The organism is Achromobacter sp. (genome assembly GCF_050285565.1).
Taxonomy (GTDB): domain Bacteria; phylum Pseudomonadota; class Gammaproteobacteria; order Burkholderiales; family Burkholderiaceae_B; genus Achromobacter.
Genome location: NZ_JBLZXG010000006.1, coordinates 367,913 through 386,527, shown reverse-complemented (window position 1 = coordinate 386,527; position 18,615 = coordinate 367,913). Strand labels below are relative to the sequence as shown.

Here is an 18,615-nt window from a genome sequence, read left to right as displayed (position 1 = left end):
CAAGAACACGGATCGGCGCAGTGTACGGACCCTGTCCGTGGCTGAAAATGCGCCATTCGCATAGGCTGCCTGCGCGCATCGCGTAGGCTCGCCGCCATGCGCTTCGACCTGACCGACCTGGCGCTGTTCCTGCACGTGGTGCAGGCCGGCAGCATCACCCACGGCGCCGCCCGCGCCAACCTGGCCCTGGCCGCCGCCAGCGCCCGCATCCGCAATCTCGAAGCCTCGCTCGGCGCGCCGCTGCTGGAACGCCGGCGCCAGGGCGTCATCCCCACGCCGGCCGGGCTGAAACTGGCCGCGCACGCCCGCGTCATGTTGGCCCAGGCCGACCGCCTGCGCGACGACCTGGCCGATTTCTCCGGCGAGTTCGGCGGCTCCGTGCGCCTGCTGTCCAACACCAATGCCCTGACCGCCTTCCTGCCCGAAGCGCTCAGCGGCTTCCTGGCGGCCCACCCGCGCATCAACGTCGAACTGCACGAAATGCTGAGCGATGAAATCGTCGAGTGCATCGCCGACGGGTCGGCCGACATCGGCATCGTCGCTGGCACGGTCGACACCGGCGCGTTGCAGACCCACCCCTATCGCTCCGACCGCTTCGTGCTGATCGTGCCGGCCGGCCATGCGCTGGCCGGCACGGCCGAAGTCGCCTTCCGCGACGTGCTCGACCAGGACTTCGTCGGGCTCGACCGCAGCAGCGCCCTGCAACGCTTCCTGGCGCGCCATGCGCTGGTCGCGGGCAGGCCGATCAAGCTGCGGGTGCAGTTGCGCAGCTTCGACGCCATGTGCCGCCTGGTCGAGGCCGGCGTCGGCGTGGGCATCGTGCCCGAGACCACCGCGCACAGCATGCGCCGGCTGCTCGACGTGGTGCCGGTGGCATTGACCGACGCGTGGGCCTCGCGCCAGCTGCTGCTGTGCGTGCAATCGCGCGACAGCCTCAGCGCCCGCGCCCGCCGCCTGCTCGATCACCTGCTGGCGGACGCGGCGCCGGTCACGCCGCCGAATACAGATCCGTCATGAACTGCGTGGCCTTGATGCCGGTGCCAGTCAGCAGCACCACGGTGCGCTCGGTCGCGCGGATCGCGCCACGCGCCCGCAGCCGATCCAGCGCCGCGGCCGCGGTGGCGCTGGTGGGCTCGGCGTAGAGTCCCATCGCCGCCAGTTTGCGCACCGCGGCGATGATGTCCGCCTCCGGCACCGCGACGGTCTGGCCGCCGCTGGCGCGGATCGCCTGCAACACCTCGCGCAGGCGCACCGGCTGCTTGATCGCGGTGCCCTCGGCCACCGTCGGCAGCGCCTCGCGCGGCACCCGCGTTTCGACACCGGCCTGGAAACTGGCATCCACCGGCGAGCAGTTCAGCGGCTGGGCCACGAACAGACGCGGCAGGCGCGTAATCTGCCCGGCCGCCAGCAGTTCGGCAAAACCGATGGCGCAGCCGAGCACATTGCTGCCCGCGCCCGCGGGGATCACCACGTTGTCCGGCGCCTTGAAACCGAAGTCTTCCCACATCTCGTAGGCGATGGATTTGGTGCCTTGCAGGAAAAACGGCTGCCAGTTGTGGCTGGCGTAGAAGATGCGCCGGGACGCCTCGATCGCCGCGGTTTCGGCGTTTTCGCGCGGCCCGTCCACCAGTTCCACGTCGGCGCCGAACGCGCGGATCTGCGCCACCTTGGCGGCCGAGGTGTAGGCCGGCGCGAAGATGGTAACGCCCATGCCGGCCGCCGCGCCGAACGCGGCAATCGCGGCGCCGCCGTTGCCCGAGCTGTCCTCGGCGATGGCGTCGATGCCGATCTGGCGCAGCCACGACAGCATCACCGCCGCGCCGCGGTCCTTGAAGCTGCAGGTGGGGTTGAACCATTCCAGCTTGAAATGCGGCCGCAGCCAGCCCCAGGCGCGCTCGACCATCGGCGTGCAGCCCTCGCCCATCGACACCGGCCGCGCGACCGCTCCCGGCAGCGCGGCGCGGTAGCGCCACAGCGAGCGCTCGCGGCGGTCGATGTCGTCGCGCGAGATGCCCGGCAGCGGCGAAATCATCAGCGGCGTGCGCGCCTCGGAGCACCAGCGCGCTTCGTCCAGCGCGTGGCGCGCCCCGGTGAGGGGATCGAAATAGTGGGGATCTGACATGGGGTCAATCTGGCGCAGAGTCGGGAAGGGCCGCAGTCTAGGCCCGTCCGCGCGCTCCGCGTTGCAATATCATGTTGCGATAAACGCAATGGAGAATCGCCATGGAACGTGGCGCGCTATGGGAATACCAGGTGTTCTGCGCTGTCGCCGAACGCCAGAGTTTCGTGCTGGCCGCCCGCGCGCTGGGCGCCTCGCCCAGCGCCGTGACCCGCGCGGTGCAGGCGCTGGAGCGCCAGGTCGGCGCGCAGCTGTTGTTGCGCAGCAAGAGCAGCGTGGTGCTGACGCCCCAGGGCGAAAGCTATTTCGAGTCGGCGCGCGGCCTGCTGCGCCTGGAAAACGAGGCGCGCGAGGCGCTGCGCGACACCCAGTCGGGCGACCAGGGCCGGCTGCGCTTCTCGGCGCCCGACCTGCTGGGCGTGACCCTGCTGCCCGCCGTGCTGCGCCGCTACACGGCCGAGCATCCCGGCGTCACGGTGGATATCCACTACACCGACAAGGGGATCGACCCGATTGCCGAGGGCTTGGATTTCGCCATCCGCGGCGGTTTCCCGGCCTCCAGCGAACTGCTGGGCGCGCGCCTGTGGCCGTATGCGCGGCTGCTGTGCGCCAGCCCGGACTACGTGGCGCGCATGGGCCTGCCGCGCGATCCCGAGGAACTGGCGCACCATCGCCTCATCATGCACACCGGGCCGCGCGTGCTGAAGGACTGGCACCTGCGGCGCGACAAGCGCATCGTGCGCATGCATGCCGAGCCGGCGGTGCGGGTCAGCACCAGCAGCGGCCTGATGGCGCTGGCGCTGCAGGGCGTGGGCGTCGCCAGATTGGCGGACTGGGCGGCGGCGCCGGAGATCGCGCGCGGCACGCTGGTGCGGGTCTGCCCCGGCTACACCGTCACCTCGGCGCAGGGCGTGGCGCCGCAGATGCACGCCGTGTACGCGTCGCGTTCGCTGCCGGCGCGGGCCCGCGCCATGCTGGCGGCGATCCGCCAGTGCGTGGACGCGGGCGCCGGCTGAAACGCGCCGTCGGGGAGCCGCCGTGGGCGACCGCTGTCGGAAACCCGCCAGCCACAACCCGCCAGCCACAACGCCAGGCGGATTACGTGGCGCAACCGCTAGGAACGCTGCTCGCGCGCGTCCAGCGCCACCGCCGCGGCGGTCTTGCGCAACAGCAGCAGGTACAGCGCCGCCAGCAGCAGCAGGAACGGCACGCCGAACACCAGCGTCATCTTGAACACGCCGGTGAAAAACGTCGTCACCAGGATCGCCAGCATGGCGCCCGCGCCCAGCAGCGTCAGCAGCGGAAAGCCCGGCATGCGGAACGACAGCGCCGCGCCGCCTTCGCGCGCCCAGCGGCGGCGGAAGAAGTAGTGCGTGACGAAGATCATCATCCAGGTGAACAGCGCGCCGAACATCGAGATCGCCATCATCAGCGTGAACGAGGTCTCCGGATACAGCACGTTCAGCACGGTGGCGATGGCGATGCCGCTGGTCGACAGCAGCAGCGCGTTCAGCGGCGTGCCGCTGCGCGTCAACCGGCCCAACGCCGCCGGCGCATGGCCGGCGCGCGACAGGCTGAACATCATGCGGGTGGTGATGTACAGCTGGCTGTTCATGGCCGACAGCGCCGCCACCAGCACGATGAAGTTGATGACGCCGGCCGCGTACGGCACCCGCACCGCTTCCATCACCGTCACGAACGGGCTGCCGCCCTTGCCGGCCTGATCCCACGGCACGATGGCCAGGATCAGCGCCAGCGTCAGCAGGTAGAACACCACCAGCCGCACGATGGTGGCGCGGAACGCCTTCTTCACCGCGCGCTCGGGGTCCTCGGCCTCGCCCGCCGCCACCGCGATCATCTCCACGCTCAGGTAGCTGAAGATCGAGATGACCACCGCGATCCACATGCCCCACACGCCATTGGGGAAGAAGCCGCCGTGCGCCGTGTATTGCGCCGCGCCGTACTGCGGATTGCCCCAGACCACATAGGCGCCCAGGATGATGAACGCCACGATGGCGCTGATCTTGATGGTCGAGAACCCGTATTCGATGGTGCCGAACGCCTTCACGCTCATGGCGTTGATGAAGATCAGCGCCGCCGAGAACAGGCAGACCCATTGCCAGCCGGGCACCGACGGGAACCAGAACTTCATGTACTCGGCCACCGCGGTGACCTCGGTGCCCACCGCCAGCACCACGCACGACCAGTACGCGTAGCGCACCAGAAAGCCCGCCAGCGGGCCGATGTAGTGCTCGGCGTAGGCGCCGAACGAGCCCGAGGTGGAATGCGCCACCGTCATCTCGGCCAGGCAGCCCATCAGCAGCAGCGTGATCAGCCCGCCGATGGCGTAGCTGATGATGACGCTGGGGCCGGCAAAGCCGATCGCGAACTTGCTGCCCAGGAACAGGCCGGTGCCGATGGCCCCGCCGATCGCGATCATGCTCATCTGGCCGGAGGTCAGGCGGCGCTTGAGCCCCTGCTCCCGTTCGGCGATTCTGCCGAAGCCTTGTGGTTGTTGCATTGTCTCCTCCGGTACTGCGCTCTCTTGTTGGATGTCGCTTGGGCCGGTGCGCGGCGGGTCAGGTCACGGCCGAACGCTGCTTGAACTCGGGCTTGTCCCAGGCCTTGCTGTCGAGCACGTCCTTGAGGATCTCGACCGCGTCCCAGACGTCGGCATAGCCGAAGTACAGCGGCGTCAGGCCGAAGCGCAGCACCTCGGGTTCGCGGTAGTCGCCGATCAGGCCGCGCGCGATCAGCGCCTGCATGACCTCGTAGCCGTTAGGGTGGCGCAGGCTGACGTGGCTGCCGCGCTGGGCATGCGCGCGCGGCGTCACCAGCGTCAGCGGATGGCCGGCGCAGCGCTCCTCGACCAGGGCGATGAACAGGTCGCCCAGCGCCAGCGACTTCCTGCGCACCTCGGCCATGTCGGCCTCGCGCGCCACGTCCAGGCCGCATTCGACCATGGCCAGCGACACGATCGGCTGGGTGCCGCACAGGTAGCGGCGGATGCCGCCGGCCGGTTCATAGGCGACCGTCATGTCGAACGGCCGCTGGTGTCCCCACCAGCCCGACAGCGGTTGCCAGAAGTCGGGAATGTGGCGCGGCGCGACCCAGATGAAGGCCGGCGAACCCGGGCCGCCGTTCAGGTACTTATAGGTGCAGCCCACGGCAAAGTCGGCGTCGGCGCCGTTCAAATCCACCGGCACCGCGCCGGCGGCGTGCGCCAGATCCCAGATGACCAGCGCGCCTCGCGCGTGCGCCTGGCGCGTGACCGCCGCCATGTCGTGCATTTGGCCGCTGCGGTAGTTGACGTGCGACAGCAGCACCACCGCCACGTCGTCGTCCAGCGCCCGCTCCAGCGGCAGCGCGTCATCGATCAGGCGCATCTCGTAGCCCTGCTGCAGCAGGTCGATCATGCCCTGGATCATGTACAGGTCGGTGGGGAAGTTGTCGCGTTCGGACAGGATCACGCGCCGCTTGGGCTGGCGCTTCTGCTGGATGCGCAGGCTGGCCGCCAGGGCCTTGAAGATGTTCAGCGAGGTGGTGTCGGTGATGACCAGTTCGCCTTCCCTGGCGCCCAGCAGGCCAGCCAGCTTGTCGCCCAGCCGCGACGGCAGTTCAAACCAGCCGGCGGTGTTCCAACTGCGGATCAGGCCCGTGCCCCATTCCTGTGTGATGACCTCGGCGGCGCGCGCGGCGGCGGCGCGCGGCATCACGCCCAGCGAGTTGCCATCCATATAGAGCACGCCGGGCGGCAGGTCGAAACGCGCCTTCAGCGGCGCCAGGGGGTCTTGCCGGTCGGCGGCGACGCAGGCTTCACGGGTATGCATTCTCAGTTCCTTCGGGCAATGTGCTGGCTACATACTAGCAGCGTGCCCGGGCCGAAAAATTGCAAAACAAGGCGTGGCTTACCCTGGAATTTCGCATTAAATTGCGTCATCCGCCATTTATTCGAATTGGATTGCACCATGCAACTGGACGCCATCGACCACCGCATCCTCTACCGCCTGCAGGAGAACAGCCAGCTCAGCAACCAGGACCTGGCCGAGCAGGTGGCGCTGTCGCCGTCGGCCTGCCTGCGGCGGGTGCGGGCGCTGGAGGAAGGCGGGCTGATCCGCGGCTACCGCGCCGTGCTCGACGCCGAGCGGCTGGGGTTCGAGCTGGAAGCCGTCGTGCACGTATCGCTGGACCAGTCCCGCGCCGGCTGGCACGAGCAATTCCTGGCCGGCATCGCCCTGTATGACGAAATCACCGAAGCCAGCATCGTCACCGGCGCCTCCAACTACATCCTGACGGTGCGCACCCGCAACCTGGCGGCGTTCTCGCAGTTCGTGGAGGACAAGCTCAGCAAGATCGCCGGGGTGCGCGACCTGTGTTCGCACATCGTCATGCGCAAGGTCAAGGATCGCGGCGGCATGTTGCCGCTGGCGGCGTGGCGCTGACGGCCGGCAGCGGCGCTCAGGCGTGGCGCAGGAAGCCGAACACCGTGACGAAGTGGCAGGCCGAGCCGCCCATGACGAACAGATGCCAGATGCCGTGGGCATGGCGCCAGCGCTTGTCGTTGGCGTAGAACACCGTGCCCACCGTATAGAGCGCGGCCCCGGCCAGCAGCCACGCCAGCCCGGCGCCCGACAACGCACCGGCGATGGGCGCGGCGCACATCACCCCCAGCCAGCCCATCGCCAGGTACAGCGGCAGGGCCGGCGCGGCGCCGCGCGCCCACCACAGTTCGCGGCCGATGCCGACCAGCGCCAGCAGCCAGATCGCCACCGCCATGGCGGCGCCCCAGCCCAGTTCGGGCGGCACGAACGCCAGCGGCGTGTAGGTGCCCGCGATCAGCAGGTAGATGGCGCAATGGTCGGCCTTGGCCCACAGCGCCTTGCGGCGCCCGCGCGAGCAGTGATACAGCACCGACGACGCATACACGGCGATCATGGACGCCGCGAACACGGCGCAGGCCCAGGTCTGGCGCCACGCGACGTTCAATTCCGCGGCCCGCGCGATCAGGGCCCCGGAGGCAGCCACCGCCAAAGCCAGGCCGGCCAAGTGCGTGGCCCCGTTGAAGCGCTCTCCTTTATACATACTGTCCCTCTCCCGCGCGCAGGCGTGACGCCGACGCTTTCCATCTTGCCCACCCCATGTGACAGCTTGGGGTCAGACGTCCGGGAGAGGCGCCGCCAGGCGCGGTTTGGCAGCCGCGAACCGGCGGCCGCCGCTCAGGCGATGAAGTCGACCGCCGCCGGATAGCCTTCCAGCGCGCGCGCCGCCAGGATGGCGCGCTGCACCGCGATCGCCATGGCCTCGGCCGCCATCACGCCCAGCAGCATCATGTTGGCGGGCTTGTCGGACACGCCCGTGCCCAGCGCGAACACGGTATCGCCGTCGAGCATGGTGTGGATCGGGTTGATGGTGCGCGCCAGGCCGTCGTGGGCGGCTTGCGCCATCTTCTGCGCCTGCGCCTTGGTCAGCCTGGCGTCGGTGGCCACCAGGCCGATGGTGGTGGCCGCGCCTTCGCGCATCGACTTCGGCAGGTCGCCCGCCAGGATCGCCGCGCGCGTGTCCAACAACATCTTGCCGTCGGCGGTGCGGGCGCCGGCCAGCACGCGGCCGGTGGCCGGATCGAGCACATCGCCCACCGCGTTGACCGCGACGATCGCGCCCACCGTGACGCCCGCCACGGTCAGCGAGGCGCTGCCCAGCCCGCCCTTCATGGCGCGCTTGGCGCCGTACAGCTTGCCGACCGTGGCGCCGGCGCCGGCGCCGACGTTGCCCTCCTGCGGCGGCTGGGCGCTGGCCGCCTTGCAGGCCTGGTAGCCGGCCGCGGCATCGGGCCGGATCGAGGCGTCGCCCACGCCCAGGTCGAACAAGATGGCGGCCGGCACGATCGGCACGTGCGCCACGCCCACGTCGAAGCCGATCTTGCGCTCTTCCAGATAGCGCATCACGCCCGTTGCCGCCTCCAGGCCGAAGGCGCTGCCCCCGCCCAGCATCACCGCGTGCACTTTCTCCACCATGTTGACCGGGTTGAGCAGGTCGGTCTCGCGCGTGCCCGGGGCCGCGCCGCGCACGTCCACGCCGCCGGTGGCGCCCGCCTCCGCGATGATGACGGTGCAGCCGGTCGGCCGCCGGGTGTCGGTGTAATGCCCGACCTTGAGGCCGGCCACGTCGGTGATGCTGCCGCCGCCGGGCATCCGGCGCAATCCGCCGGCGCCTTGCGCCGGCATGACGCTTGCGGACGCCGCCACACCCGCCGCCGCCATCATGAAAGCCCGCCTGTTCCATTGTTGTCGCACGCCTGTCTCCATCTGGATAACACCTGGATCAACCCCGGGCCGGCCGGCCCGGGGCGCGAATGCCGCATATGACTTGCCGCTATATTTTTACTATTCCTTATGCTTTGTGGAAAAATAGACGCGTTGTTAGAGTGCGGCTACACCGGAAGGCGGCGCGATCGGCGCGGGCCTTTCGCAGTGATCCCTCATCCGTGGAGCATTGCCATGAAACTCTTGCGCTCGTTGTTCATCGCCGGCCTGGTTCAGGCCGCCGCCCTGTCCGCCGCCCATGCCCAGTCGGGGCTGGATCAGATCAAGTCCGCCGGCGTGTTCAAGATCGGCACCGAAGGCACCTACGCTCCCTTCACCTACCACGACGCCTCCGGCCAGCTTACCGGGTTTGACGTCGATATCGGGCGCGCGATCGCCCAGCGCCTGGGGGTCAAGGCCGAATTCGTCGAAGGCAAGTGGGACGGCCTGATCGCCGGGCTCGACGCCAAGCGCTACGACGCCGTCATCAACCAGGTCGGCATCACCGACGCGCGCCGCGCCAAGTACGACTTCTCCGATCCCTACATTTCATCGGCCGCGGTGCTGATCGTGCGCGACGACAACACCACCATCAAGTCGTTCGCCGACCTCAAGGGCAAGAAGTCCGCCAACACGCTCACCAGCAACTTCGGCAAGCTGGCGCAGAGCCATGGCGCCGAAGTGGTGGCGGTGCAGGGCTTTAACGAGGCCATCGACCTGCTGACCTCGGGCCGGGTCGAGGCCACCGTCAACGACAACCTGTCGTTCCTGGACTTCAAGAAGCAAAAGCCCAACGCCAAGGTCAAGATCGCCGCCACCGACAAGGCCGCCGAGTTCAGCAACTCCGGCGTGCTGCTGCGCAAGAACAATCCCGAACTGGTGGCCGCCATCAACAAGGCGCTGGCCGACATCAAGGCCGACGGCACCTACAAGACCATCTCGGTCAAGTACTTCGGCACGGACCTGTCGGCGCAGCCATAAGCGGTCCGCGCCATGACGCTCCCCGCCTGGCTGCACAACGTCCTGCCCGACTGGGTTCTGGCCCAGCTCGACGCCCTGGCGGTGCCGGCCTGGGTGCAGTTGATGGCCGACTCGTTCTGGCCCCTGCTGCACGCCGGGCTGGTGTTCACCGTCCCGCTGACGCTGATGTCGTTCGCGCTGGGGCTGGCGCTGGCCTTCGTGGTGGCGCTGATCCGGCTGTTCGGGCCGGCGCCACTGGTGGCGCTGGTGCGTTTCTATGTCTGGCTGATCCGCGGCACGCCGCTGCTGGTGCAGTTGTTCGTGATCTTCTACGGCCTGCCCAGCATCGGCGTGGTGCTCGACCCGCTGCCGGCGGCGCTGATCGGCTTCACGCTGAACGTCGGCGCCTATAACTCCGAGGTGATCCGCGGCGCCATCGAATCCATCTCCAAGGGCCAGTGGGAAGCGGCCTATTCCCTGAGCATGACGCGCGGCCAGGCGCTGCGCCGCACCGTGCTGCCGCAGGCCGCGCGGGTGGCGGTGCCGCCGCTGTCGAACTCCTTCATCGCCCTGGTCAAGGACACCTCGCTGGCCGCCGTGCTGACGGTGCCCGAGATCTTCCAGGCGGCCCAGCGCATCGCCGCCGTCACGTATGAACCGCTGATCCTGTACACCGAGGCCGCGCTGATCTACCTGGTGTTCAGTTCGGTGCTGTCCGCCGCCCAGGTGCGCCTGGAGCGGCGCTTCGGCCAGCACGCGGTGTTTTCCGAGAAGAACCGATGATCCGCCTGGAACAGATCGAAAAATCCTTCGGCGGCAACCTGGTGCTCAAGCAGGTCGACGTGGCCATCGCCGAAGGCAGCGTCACCGCCCTGATCGGCCCGTCCGGCAGCGGCAAGAGCACCCTGCTGCGCTGCGTCAACCTGCTGGAAGTGCCCGACCGCGGCACCCTCGAGATCGGCCCCGAGCGGGTCGATTTCGAACCCGGTCTGAAGCTTTCGCGCGACCAGGTGCAGCGGGTCCGCATGCAGACCGGCATGGTGTTCCAGAACTTCCAGCTTTTTCCGCACCAGACCGTCATCGGCAACGTGATGGAAGGGCTGGTGACGGTGCAGAAGTGGCCCGCCGACCGCGCCCGCGCCCGGGCCGAGGAACTGCTGCGCAAGGTCAACATGCTGGACAAGGCCGAAGCCTGGCCCGCCAACCTGTCGGGCGGCCAGCAGCAGCGCGTGGCGATCGCCCGCGCCCTGGCGCCCGCCCCGCGGGTGCTGCTGTGCGATGAGCCGACCTCCGCGCTCGACCCCGGCCTGGCGGCCGAAGTCGTGGACGTGCTGCGCCAACTGGCCACCGAAGGCATGACCATGCTCATGGCCACCCACGACCTGCGACTGGCCGCCAGCGTCTCGCGCGAAGCGGTGTTCCTGCTCGACGGCAACGTGGTCGAGGCCGGCGCCTCGCGCGACCTGTTCACCCGGCCGCGCGACCCGCGCACCGCGACGTTCATTTCAACGCTGACGCAGGACGCCGGCCAGATCGGTTGAAGCGGCGCCCGGCCGCCCGAAGGCCGGCAGCGCCCGCGGGAGCGGCAAGCGCGCGCCGCGTGGGGCCGCCTCTACCTCCCCGGCAGGGAGCCGGCCGGGTCGACCGCCTGGCCGTCGTAGCGCAGTTCGAAGTACAGTCCCACCTGCTTGCTATCGCTGTTGCCCATTTCGGCGATTTTCTGCCCCTGGCTCACGCGTTGGCCTTCCTTGACCAGCAGCTTGCTATTGTGGGCATAGATGCTGAGAAAGCTGGCGTTGTGCTTGACGATCACCAGGTGTCCGTAACCCCGCAGGCCGCTGCCGGAATAGGCCACGGTGCCGGCGGCCGCGGCCACCACCGGCGTGCCGGCGGTATTGGCAATGACGATGCCGTTCGACCCCGAGCCGTCGTAGCCGCGGGTCACCTTGCCCTGCGCCGGCCACACCAGCGAGATCGCCCCCGGCGGCGCGGTGCGCCGCTTGCCCATGCTGGTGGCGGGCGCGCGCGATCCGCCCGAGGCCTTGGGACGCGACTGGGTGGGCGCGGAAGTGCTGGCCTGGCCGGCTGGCGGCGCCACCCGCAGCATCTGGCCAACCTCGATTGCATTGGTGTTCGACAGGTTGTTCCAACGCGCCAGGTTGGCTACGCTGGTGCCCTGCTTGCGGGCGATCTGCGTCAGCGTGTCGCCCGACTGCACCCGGTAATAGCCCGGCTGGACCTTGGACGTGGTGCCGCAGGCCGCCAGCAATGCCAGCAATGCGGCCAGCAGCCCGAGCCTGACGAACCGGATGGCATCGCGCCCGGACGAGCGGAGCCGGGCGGCCCCGAAAGCGGCAAGGGAAACGGCAAAGGAAGCGGGAACGGACAGGGTCTGGGCGGGCAAGGAGAGCACTGAATCCTGGAACGGAGTGAGACACGACTGCGTTCAAGGGTACCAAGATTTTCGAACGGCGGTATGCCCGCCCGGCAACTTTCGCGGACCAAGCCGGGCCGTGTTGTATAACCCCGCTAATTGCCGCGAGCCGCCGCTCGCCATGGATCACCGCGTCTGCAAGGAACAATATGGGAACACCCAGAGCGCCCCGAAGAAACCTGTACTGCCTGCTGTGGGCCATCCCCTACCTGCTGTGCGGCGTCTTCTCGCGCCTGCTCAATGATCCGGTCAGCCATGCCGTGTTCGTCTGGCTGCCGCCCGGCGTGGCGGTGGGCGCCTACCTGCTGACCCGGCGCCGCAACTGGCCGCTGCTGCTGGCCGCTTTCTTCTGCGCGCAACTGGTGCTGACCAGCTTCACGCGCGGCCAGCCGGCCACCGCCCTGGCGTTCGCCATCACCGCCAGCCTGTCCAGCGTGCTGGCGGCCTGGACGGTGCAGCGCCTGGCGCCGCGCGAGGGCGGACTCGGCCTGGTCGCGGCGCTGCTGGCCGGCGCGCTGGCGGGCGCCGGCCTGTCGGCGCTGCTGGGCGGCGGCTGGCTATGGCTGACCCAGGAAGCGCATGCCTGGGTGCGGCTGCGCACCTGGGTCGCGGCCTACCTGGCCGGCATCCTGATCGTGGCGCCGGCCCTGACGGTCTGGGCCCACTTCCGCCCGCGCCGCTCGGGGGGCCCGCGCAAGCGCGACCTGGCGCTGGGCATCAGCGCCTACCTCGCCCTGATCGTGTCGACCTTCATGACCTTCGACGGCGACATGATCAAGAACCTGCCGTATGTCGTCACCTTCGAACTGACCTACCTGCCGCTGGTGTTCGCGGTGCTGACCGCGCTGGTCTGGGGCCCGCCGGGCGGCACCCTGGCGGTCATCACGCTGGCGCTGATGGCGCTGTACCAGAGCGCGCAGGGCGAAGGGCCGTTCGTCGAGGCCAACGACCACTGGCACGTGCTGCTGGCCACGCAGGTCTATCTGGTGGTCACCGCGCTGCTGATCCTGCTGGTCAACACGTTGCGCGCCGCGCGCGCCCAGGAACTCGAAAACGCCGTGCAGTGGCGCGGCCGCTTCGACCTCGCGCTGGCCGGCAGCAACCAACTGATGTACCGCTACAACCCGTTCGACGGTTCGCTCGAACTGGCCGGTGACCTGCAGGGCGCCTTCGGCTTGCAGGCGGACGCGATTGCCAGCCTGGACGCGTTGCTGGCCCTGGCGCACCCCGACGACCGCGCCCGCCTGACCTTGCACTGGGCCGCGCGCCGCGCCGGCGCCCAGGACCGCACCCTGCTGCTGTTCCGCATCGCGCATGCCGCGGGCGGCTGGCGCGTGGTCAGCGACCGCGGCTCGCCGCTGGAGGATTTCGACGGCAGCGTGGCCGTCGTCGCCGGCATGTGGCGGCTGGGCGAAATCGAGCAGGCAGATGTCCACTAACACCGGCGCCCTGCTCATCCACGGCTTGGGCGGAACCCAGTACGACCTGGGATCGCTGCACAAGATCCTCAAGCGCGCCGGCATCGAGACGCACACGCTGACACTGCCCGGCCATGGCACCACGCCCGAGGATCTGCTGCCGGTGCGCGCCGAGGACTGGATCGACGCCGTCACCGCCAAGTACCGCGAAGTGGCCGAACGCCACGACACGCTGCACGTGGTCGGCATGTGCCTGGGCGCGCTGCTGGCGGTGGAGCTGTGCAAGCGCGTGCGCCACAGCAAGGGCAAGCTGGTGAGCCTGGCCGCGCCCGTCTTCATCGACGGCTGGAGCACGCCCTGGTACCGCGGCTTGCGCAAACTGGTCTACCGCATCCCCGGCCTGGCCGCGCGCATGCGGGTCGAGGAAGAAGAACCCTACGGCATCAAGAACGAACTGGTGCGCTCCATCGTCAAGGCCAAGTTCGAGCGCGGCGAGAACTTCCACTACCGCTGGGTGCCGCTGGCCTGCATCCGCGAAGTGGACCGCCTGCGCCGCTTCGTGCAGCGCGGGCTCGACGCCATCGCCTGCCCCAGCCTGATCATCCACGCGCACGAGGACGAACTGACCTCGGTGCGGTCGGCGCGCTTCCTGAACGACGCCATTGCCGGCAGCCGCATGGTGCTGCTGGACAACAGCTATCACATGATCTGCGTCGACAACGACCGCGACCGGGTCGCCGCCGACATCCTCCAGTTCATGGACAAGCGCCCCGACAGCGCCCGTCCGGGCCGCGCCGCCGCCATGAGCGGCGACGAGGTCGAACGCATCCTGGGGCATTACCGCGAGGCGCTGCTGTCGGGCCAATACGAAACCCTGTTCCCGCTCTTCGCCGAGGACGTCCTCTGGCAGGAAGGCGGCGACAACCCCTTGAGCGGCGCCTACCAGGGCCGCGGCGGCCTGATCGACCTGTTCTCGCGCGTGATGGACTATTCGCGCAATACCTTCACGGTCGACAGCGTCGGCCAGCCGGCGCTGGCCGGCCGCGCCATCGCCGTGCCGCTGACCTTCCAGGTGCGCGACGGCGCCGCCACCTACCGTGGCGCCTGCACCCACACGCTGCGCCTGCGCGACCAGAGCATCGTCAAGGTCACCGCGCAGGCCGCCGATGCGGCCGCCGACGACGCCCTGTGGCGCCGGCTGGCCGTGGCCAGCGGCCTGGAACCCGAGGGCGACGCAATGGATCCCGCGACGCTGGCGATCCCGCCGGAGGAACTGGACGACGCGTTCCAGGCCGCCGTGCTCGAACTGCGCAGCCTGCCGCAAGCGCCCTCCGCCAACGTCGCCATCCGCTTGTACGCCTACGAACAACAGGCGCGGCACGGCGACGCCCCGGCACAGGATCCCGCCGCGGCCACGCTGCGCGAACAGATCGAGCTGGCCGCCTGGCGCCTGCTGGCCGGCCTGCCGGCGGACCAGGCCCGGCGCCGCTACATCGCCCTGATCCGGCGCCTGGATCCCGACACCTGAACGGCGTCGGCGACAGGGCCTACAATCGCCCCATGTCCGCCTTGATCCGACCTCCCCGAACCCGTGGCGCGCTACGCGCGCGCGGCGTGCTGTGGCTGGCGTTCCTGGCGTTGCTGCTGCGCGCCGTGGTGCCGTCCGGCTACATGCCCGACGCCCGCGCCCTGCACGACGGCCGCGTCGAAGTCACCTTCTGCTCGGCCGCCGGCGACCTGTCCACGCTGCGGCTGGCGCTGTCGCCCGGCGGCAAGGGCGACGCCGGTTCCGGCGCCCACACCAACGCCGATACCGGCGCCCAATGCCCCTTCGGGTTGCTGGCGCATGTCACGCCCGCGCCCGCCTCGCACGCCACGCCGCTGGCCCTGACCGGCGACCGCCCCGCGCCCACCGCGCCGGCGCCCCAGGCCCTGCCGGTACAGCCGGCCCAAGGGCCGCCGCTCGGCTCGCGCGCCCCGCCTCGCCCAGCCTGACCACGCCTTGCCGCGCGGCCCCGCCGCGCCCACGCGAACCGTCAAGCCACGAGGTTTTCATGCATTCCCCTTCCCTGCGCGCCCCCCTGGGCGCGCCGCCGGCGCCCGACCGTCACCGGCGCCGGCTGCTCTCGGCCCTGGCCCTGCTGCCCCTGGCCGGCTGCGGCCCCGACGCCCCCAAGCTCAACGGCATGGATCTGTCCAGCATGCCCGCCGGCGACTTCCAATTGCAGGACACCGAAGGCCGGCAACGCCGGCTGGCCGACTACCGCGGCAAGACCGTGATGCTGTTCTTCGGCTTCACCCAATGCCCGGACATCTGCCCCACCGCGCTGACCCGCGCGCTGGAAATCAAGAACCTGCTGGGGGCCGACGCCGCCAAGCTGCAGGTGCTGTTCATCACCGTCGACCCGGAGCGCGACACGCCGGAAATCCTGCACGCCTACCTGCAGGCGTTCGACCCGGCATTCGTCGGCCTGCGCGGCGACGCCGAACAGACCCGCGCCGCGGCGCAGTCGTTCAAGGTGTTCTACCAGAAGGTCCCGACCGGCTCGTCCTACACCATGGACCACACCGCGCTGACCTACCTCATCGACGCCGAAGGCAAGCTGCGCGTGGCCCTGCGCCACCAGCAAACCGCCGAGGAATGCGTCGCCGACCTGCGCACGGTGCTCTGAGCCCCCTCCCCCCCGATCAAAGGAAATCCAATGAAAATGACCGCCTTCAAATCCCTCGCCGCCGCCTTCGCCCTGGGCGCCCTGACCCTGGCCCAGGCGCCCGCCCTGGCGCAGGACGCCACCCTCAAGGTGGAAGACGCCTGGGTCCGCGCCACGGTACCCAACCAGCATGCCACCGGCGTCTTCATGCGCCTGACTTCGGCCACGCCGGCGCGCCTGGTCGGCGTCGAATCCGCCGCCGCCAAACACGTCGAGGTGCACGAAATGGCGATGCAGGACAACGTCATGAAAATGCGCCAGATCCCCGCCCTTGACCTGCCCGCCGGCCAGCCGGTGGAACTCAAGCCGGGCGGCTACCACGTCATGCTGATCGACCTGGCCAGGCAGATTTCCGTGGGCGACCCGGTGGCGCTGACGCTGCTGGTGCAGGACGCCGACGGCAAGCAACGGCGCGTGCCGGTAACCGCCGAGGCCCGCCCGCTGGCGGCCGCCGCGAAACCGGCCGGCGATCACAAGCACTGACCCGTGCCTGGCCGACGGCCAGTACACCTTCGGCCAGGAAGACTACCCGCCCGTCATCGCATCCACCGGCCCCGGCGAAAGCCGGGCCCAGGTCGAACAGAAGCGCCAGACCGCCGCGATGCAAGGGCAGATGGCGCCGGACGAAGAAAGCTATCCGCCGATACCCATGGCCATAGCGGCGCGTCCGATATCCAATAACAGGGACACACCGCAATCTGCGGCCCGTCCTGATTCCTCATACAATGCCAGCACACATCCGCCGCCGGCGGCCTCGCGGGGCCCGGCGGCAGCGCGGCGCCCCATGCCGCCCCGGATGCCAGCGTTCCGCGCAGCCGGGCGCCTGATCCGCCGGCGATGGACCGGCAACCCTGTGTCTGGATATGCCCGGTAGTTCCGCCTTTTCCTTCCTGCGTACCCTCTGCAGCCTGCGCTGGCTCGCCATCGCGGGCCAGGCCGCCACCATCCTGGTGGCCAGCGCCGTGCTCGGCCTGGCGCTGCCGCTTGAGCCGCTGTGGATCGGCGTGGGCGTGCTGATCGGCTTCAACATCTACGCCAGCCTGCGCCTGCGCCACAGCCGCGACCTGTCCCACGCCACCGCCTTCGGCCATCTGCTGGTGGACATGGCGGTGCTGGCCTGGATGGTGGGCTGGAGCGGCGGCCTGAGCAATCCGTTCGGCATGATGTTCCTGATCCTCACCGCGCTGGCGGCCCTGGCGCTGCCGCGCAACTGGGCGCTGGCCGCGGCGCTGGCGGGCATCTCCGGCTACTTCGCCGCCGCCGTTTTCGGCCAGCCGCTGCGCGGCGACCTCAACACCCACACCCTGCTGCTGTGGGGCCTGGCCGCCAACTTCCTGATTTCCGTGGTGGTCGTGCTGGTGTTCAGCACCCGCCTGGCGGCCGACCTGCGGGCGCGCGAACGCGAGCTGGCGCGGCTGCGCGAACGCTTCACCCGCAACGAGGGCATCGTCGCCCTGGCCACCCACGCCGCGGCCATGGCGCACGAATTGAACACCCCGCTGGCCACCATGACCCTGCTGGCCGACGAGATCGCCGCCGAGGTCAAGGAACCCGAACTCAAACAGGACGTCGCCACCCTCAGCCAATTGCTGGCCCTGTGCCGGGAACGTATCCGCAATCTGGCTGTCCCAACCGCCGTGGACCTGGTGCGCGTGGTGGGGCAGTGGCGCCTGATCCGGCCGACCATCGACCTGCGCCGCTCCGGCACCCTGCCGGCCAGCCTGCGGGTCGATCCGGCCATCGCCCACCTGCTGCAAGCCCTGCTGAACAACGCGGCCGACGCCGGCGAAGCCGCCAACGCGCCGCGCGTGGACCTGCACCTGGAATACGGCTACGGCGCCCTGCGCGGCGAAGTGCGCGACTACGGCCGCGGCTTCGACCCCGACCAGACGCTGCTGCCGGCCACCAGTCTGTTCAACAGCGGCAAGCCCGGCGGGCTGGGCGTCGGCCTGGCCCTGTCGCACGCCACCGTCGAACAGATGGGCGGTGAAATGACCATGACGGCCGCCGATGGCGGCGGTACCCGCATCCGCTTTTATTTACCCCTCGGTAGCCCCGGGACCTGATATGTTGAATCCCAACGACCTTGGCCTGCTGATCGACGACGACGAGCTCTACGTGCGCACCCTGCAACGCAGCCTGTCGCGCCGCGGCCTGGAAACCCGAACCGCCACCGGCATCGCCGAGGCGCTGCGCGTGGCCGAAGAGATCCGCCCGGCCTTCGCCCTGGTCGACCTGCGGCTGGGCGAGGACTCGGGCCTGACCTTGATCCGTCCCCTTCGTGCCCTGCGCGCCGACATGCGCATCCTGCTGGTCACCGGCTACGCCAGCGTGGCCACCGCGGTCGAGGCCATCAAGCGCGGCGCCGACGACTACCTGCCCAAGCCCGCCACCGCGCCGATGATCCTGCGCACCCTGGGCCTGGTGAAGCCGGAAACCGTTACGATCGAAAGCACCATGACGCCGTTGCACCGCCTAGAATGGGAACACATCCATCAGGCGCTGCACGAAACCGGCGGCAACGTCTCGGCCGCCGCCCGCCTGCTGGGCATGCACCGGCGCTCCCTGCAGCGCAAGCTGGCCAAGAAACCGGGGCCGGAACGTGAGGTTCTGGTGGACTGATTGGCGTCCGCGCCACACATCGCAACAATCTTGCTTTGTGCGGGTGCGA

The 18,615-nt window shown here is 69.6% G+C and carries 19 protein-coding genes; 13 read left to right on the top strand and 6 right to left on the bottom strand.

Features of this window, described 5'->3' with window-relative positions; translation table 11 throughout:
* Nucleotides 1–96 precede the first annotated feature (96 nt).
* Nucleotides 97–1,017, top strand: coding sequence for a LysR substrate-binding domain-containing protein (locus tag ACN6O8_RS15260; RefSeq protein WP_427991862.1), 921 nt, complete (start codon nt 97–99; stop codon nt 1,015–1,017).
* On the opposite strand, the gene ACN6O8_RS15255 is transcribed toward ACN6O8_RS15260, so the two are convergent.
* Nucleotides 989–2,122 carry a pyridoxal-phosphate dependent enzyme gene (locus tag ACN6O8_RS15255; protein ID WP_427991861.1) on the bottom strand — a complete coding sequence of 378 codons (1,134 nt, stop codon included), beginning with the start codon at nt 2,120–2,122 and terminating at the stop codon, nt 989–991. The genes ACN6O8_RS15260 and ACN6O8_RS15255 overlap by 29 nt on opposite strands.
* Before the next feature lie 101 nt (nt 2,123–2,223).
* Here ACN6O8_RS15255 and ACN6O8_RS15250 point away from each other — a divergent pair, with 101 nt between their 5' ends.
* Nucleotides 2,224–3,135 (top strand): LysR family transcriptional regulator, encoded by a 912-nt coding sequence (locus ACN6O8_RS15250; protein WP_427991860.1) that lies wholly within the window; start codon nt 2,224–2,226, stop codon nt 3,133–3,135.
* A gap of 98 nt (nt 3,136–3,233) precedes the next feature.
* Here ACN6O8_RS15250 and ACN6O8_RS15245 read toward each other — a convergent pair whose 3' ends face one another.
* Nucleotides 3,234–4,640, bottom strand: coding sequence for an amino acid permease (locus ACN6O8_RS15245; RefSeq protein ID WP_427991859.1), 1,407 nt, complete (start codon nt 4,638–4,640; stop codon nt 3,234–3,236).
* A gap of 58 nt (nt 4,641–4,698) precedes the next feature.
* Complete coding sequence (kynU, locus tag ACN6O8_RS15240) at nt 4,699–5,949, bottom strand: kynureninase (protein WP_427991858.1); 1,251 nt, start codon at nt 5,947–5,949, stop codon at nt 4,699–4,701.
* Nucleotides 5,950–6,087: 138 nt separating this feature from the next.
* Between kynU and ACN6O8_RS15235 the strand changes: the two genes are divergently transcribed.
* Nucleotides 6,088–6,561: an Lrp/AsnC family transcriptional regulator gene (locus ACN6O8_RS15235; protein ID WP_427991857.1), complete on the top strand. Its 474-nt coding sequence runs from the start codon at nt 6,088–6,090 to the stop codon at nt 6,559–6,561.
* A gap of 16 nt (nt 6,562–6,577) precedes the next feature.
* Here the strand turns inward: ACN6O8_RS15235 and trhA are convergent, their stop codons facing one another.
* Nucleotides 6,578–7,201, bottom strand: a complete 624-nt coding sequence (gene trhA, locus ACN6O8_RS15230; RefSeq protein WP_427991856.1) for a PAQR family membrane homeostasis protein TrhA — start codon at nt 7,199–7,201, stop codon at nt 6,578–6,580.
* Between the two features lie 134 nt (nt 7,202–7,335).
* Complete coding sequence (locus ACN6O8_RS15225; RefSeq protein ID WP_427991855.1) at nt 7,336–8,424, bottom strand: P1 family peptidase; 1,089 nt, start codon at nt 8,422–8,424, stop codon at nt 7,336–7,338.
* 192 nt (nt 8,425–8,616) lie between these two features.
* Here ACN6O8_RS15225 and ACN6O8_RS15220 point away from each other — a divergent pair, with 192 nt between their 5' ends.
* From ACN6O8_RS15220 to ACN6O8_RS15210, 3 genes are all read left to right on the top strand, one after another.
* Entirely contained in the window at nt 8,617–9,402 is a 786-nt protein-coding gene (locus tag ACN6O8_RS15220; RefSeq protein ID WP_427991854.1) for an amino acid ABC transporter substrate-binding protein, read from the top strand.
* Between the two features lie 81 nt (nt 9,403–9,483).
* On the top strand, nt 9,484–10,164 hold the full coding sequence (locus tag ACN6O8_RS15215) for an amino acid ABC transporter permease (RefSeq protein WP_053497823.1): 681 nt from the start codon (nt 9,484–9,486) through the stop codon (nt 10,162–10,164).
* Entirely contained in the window at nt 10,161–10,922 is a 762-nt protein-coding gene (locus ACN6O8_RS15210; RefSeq protein ID WP_427991853.1) for an amino acid ABC transporter ATP-binding protein, read from the top strand. The genes ACN6O8_RS15215 and ACN6O8_RS15210 overlap by 4 nt, the downstream gene beginning before the upstream one ends.
* Before the next feature lie 71 nt (nt 10,923–10,993).
* Here the strand turns inward: ACN6O8_RS15210 and ACN6O8_RS15205 are convergent, their stop codons facing one another.
* Nucleotides 10,994–11,692 carry a peptidoglycan DD-metalloendopeptidase family protein gene (locus ACN6O8_RS15205; RefSeq protein ID WP_427991941.1) on the bottom strand — a complete coding sequence of 233 codons (699 nt, stop codon included), beginning with the start codon at nt 11,690–11,692 and terminating at the stop codon, nt 10,994–10,996.
* Nucleotides 11,693–11,964: 272 nt separating this feature from the next.
* On the opposite strand from ACN6O8_RS15205, the gene ACN6O8_RS15200 reads away from it, so the two are divergent.
* From ACN6O8_RS15200 to ACN6O8_RS15170, 7 genes are all read left to right on the top strand, one after another.
* Nucleotides 11,965–13,254, top strand: coding sequence for an MASE1 domain-containing protein (locus tag ACN6O8_RS15200; RefSeq protein ID WP_427991852.1), 1,290 nt, complete (start codon nt 11,965–11,967; stop codon nt 13,252–13,254).
* Nucleotides 13,244–14,761, top strand: a complete 1,518-nt coding sequence (locus tag ACN6O8_RS15195; protein ID WP_427991851.1) for an acyl-CoA-binding protein — start codon at nt 13,244–13,246, stop codon at nt 14,759–14,761. The genes ACN6O8_RS15200 and ACN6O8_RS15195 overlap by 11 nt, the downstream gene beginning before the upstream one ends.
* Nucleotides 14,762–14,793: 32 nt before the next feature.
* Nucleotides 14,794–15,228 carry a DUF2946 family protein gene (locus ACN6O8_RS15190; RefSeq protein ID WP_427991850.1) on the top strand — a complete coding sequence of 145 codons (435 nt, stop codon included), beginning with the start codon at nt 14,794–14,796 and terminating at the stop codon, nt 15,226–15,228.
* Nucleotides 15,229–15,287: 59 nt separating this feature from the next.
* Nucleotides 15,288–15,905, top strand: a complete 618-nt coding sequence (locus tag ACN6O8_RS15185) for an SCO family protein (protein WP_427991849.1) — start codon at nt 15,288–15,290, stop codon at nt 15,903–15,905.
* A gap of 30 nt (nt 15,906–15,935) precedes the next feature.
* Complete coding sequence (locus tag ACN6O8_RS15180) at nt 15,936–16,427, top strand: copper chaperone PCu(A)C (protein ID WP_427991848.1); 492 nt, start codon at nt 15,936–15,938, stop codon at nt 16,425–16,427.
* Between the two features lie 380 nt (nt 16,428–16,807).
* Nucleotides 16,808–18,010 (top strand): ATP-binding protein, encoded by a 1,203-nt coding sequence (locus tag ACN6O8_RS15175; protein WP_427991847.1) that lies wholly within the window; start codon nt 16,808–16,810, stop codon nt 18,008–18,010.
* A 1-nt stretch (nt 18,011) separates the two neighbouring features.
* The gene (locus ACN6O8_RS15170; protein ID WP_427991846.1) at nt 18,012–18,566 is read left to right on the top strand and encodes a response regulator transcription factor; all 555 of its coding nucleotides are present in this window, start codon (nt 18,012–18,014) and stop codon (nt 18,564–18,566) included.
* The last annotated feature ends 49 nt before the right edge of the window (nt 18,567–18,615 follow it).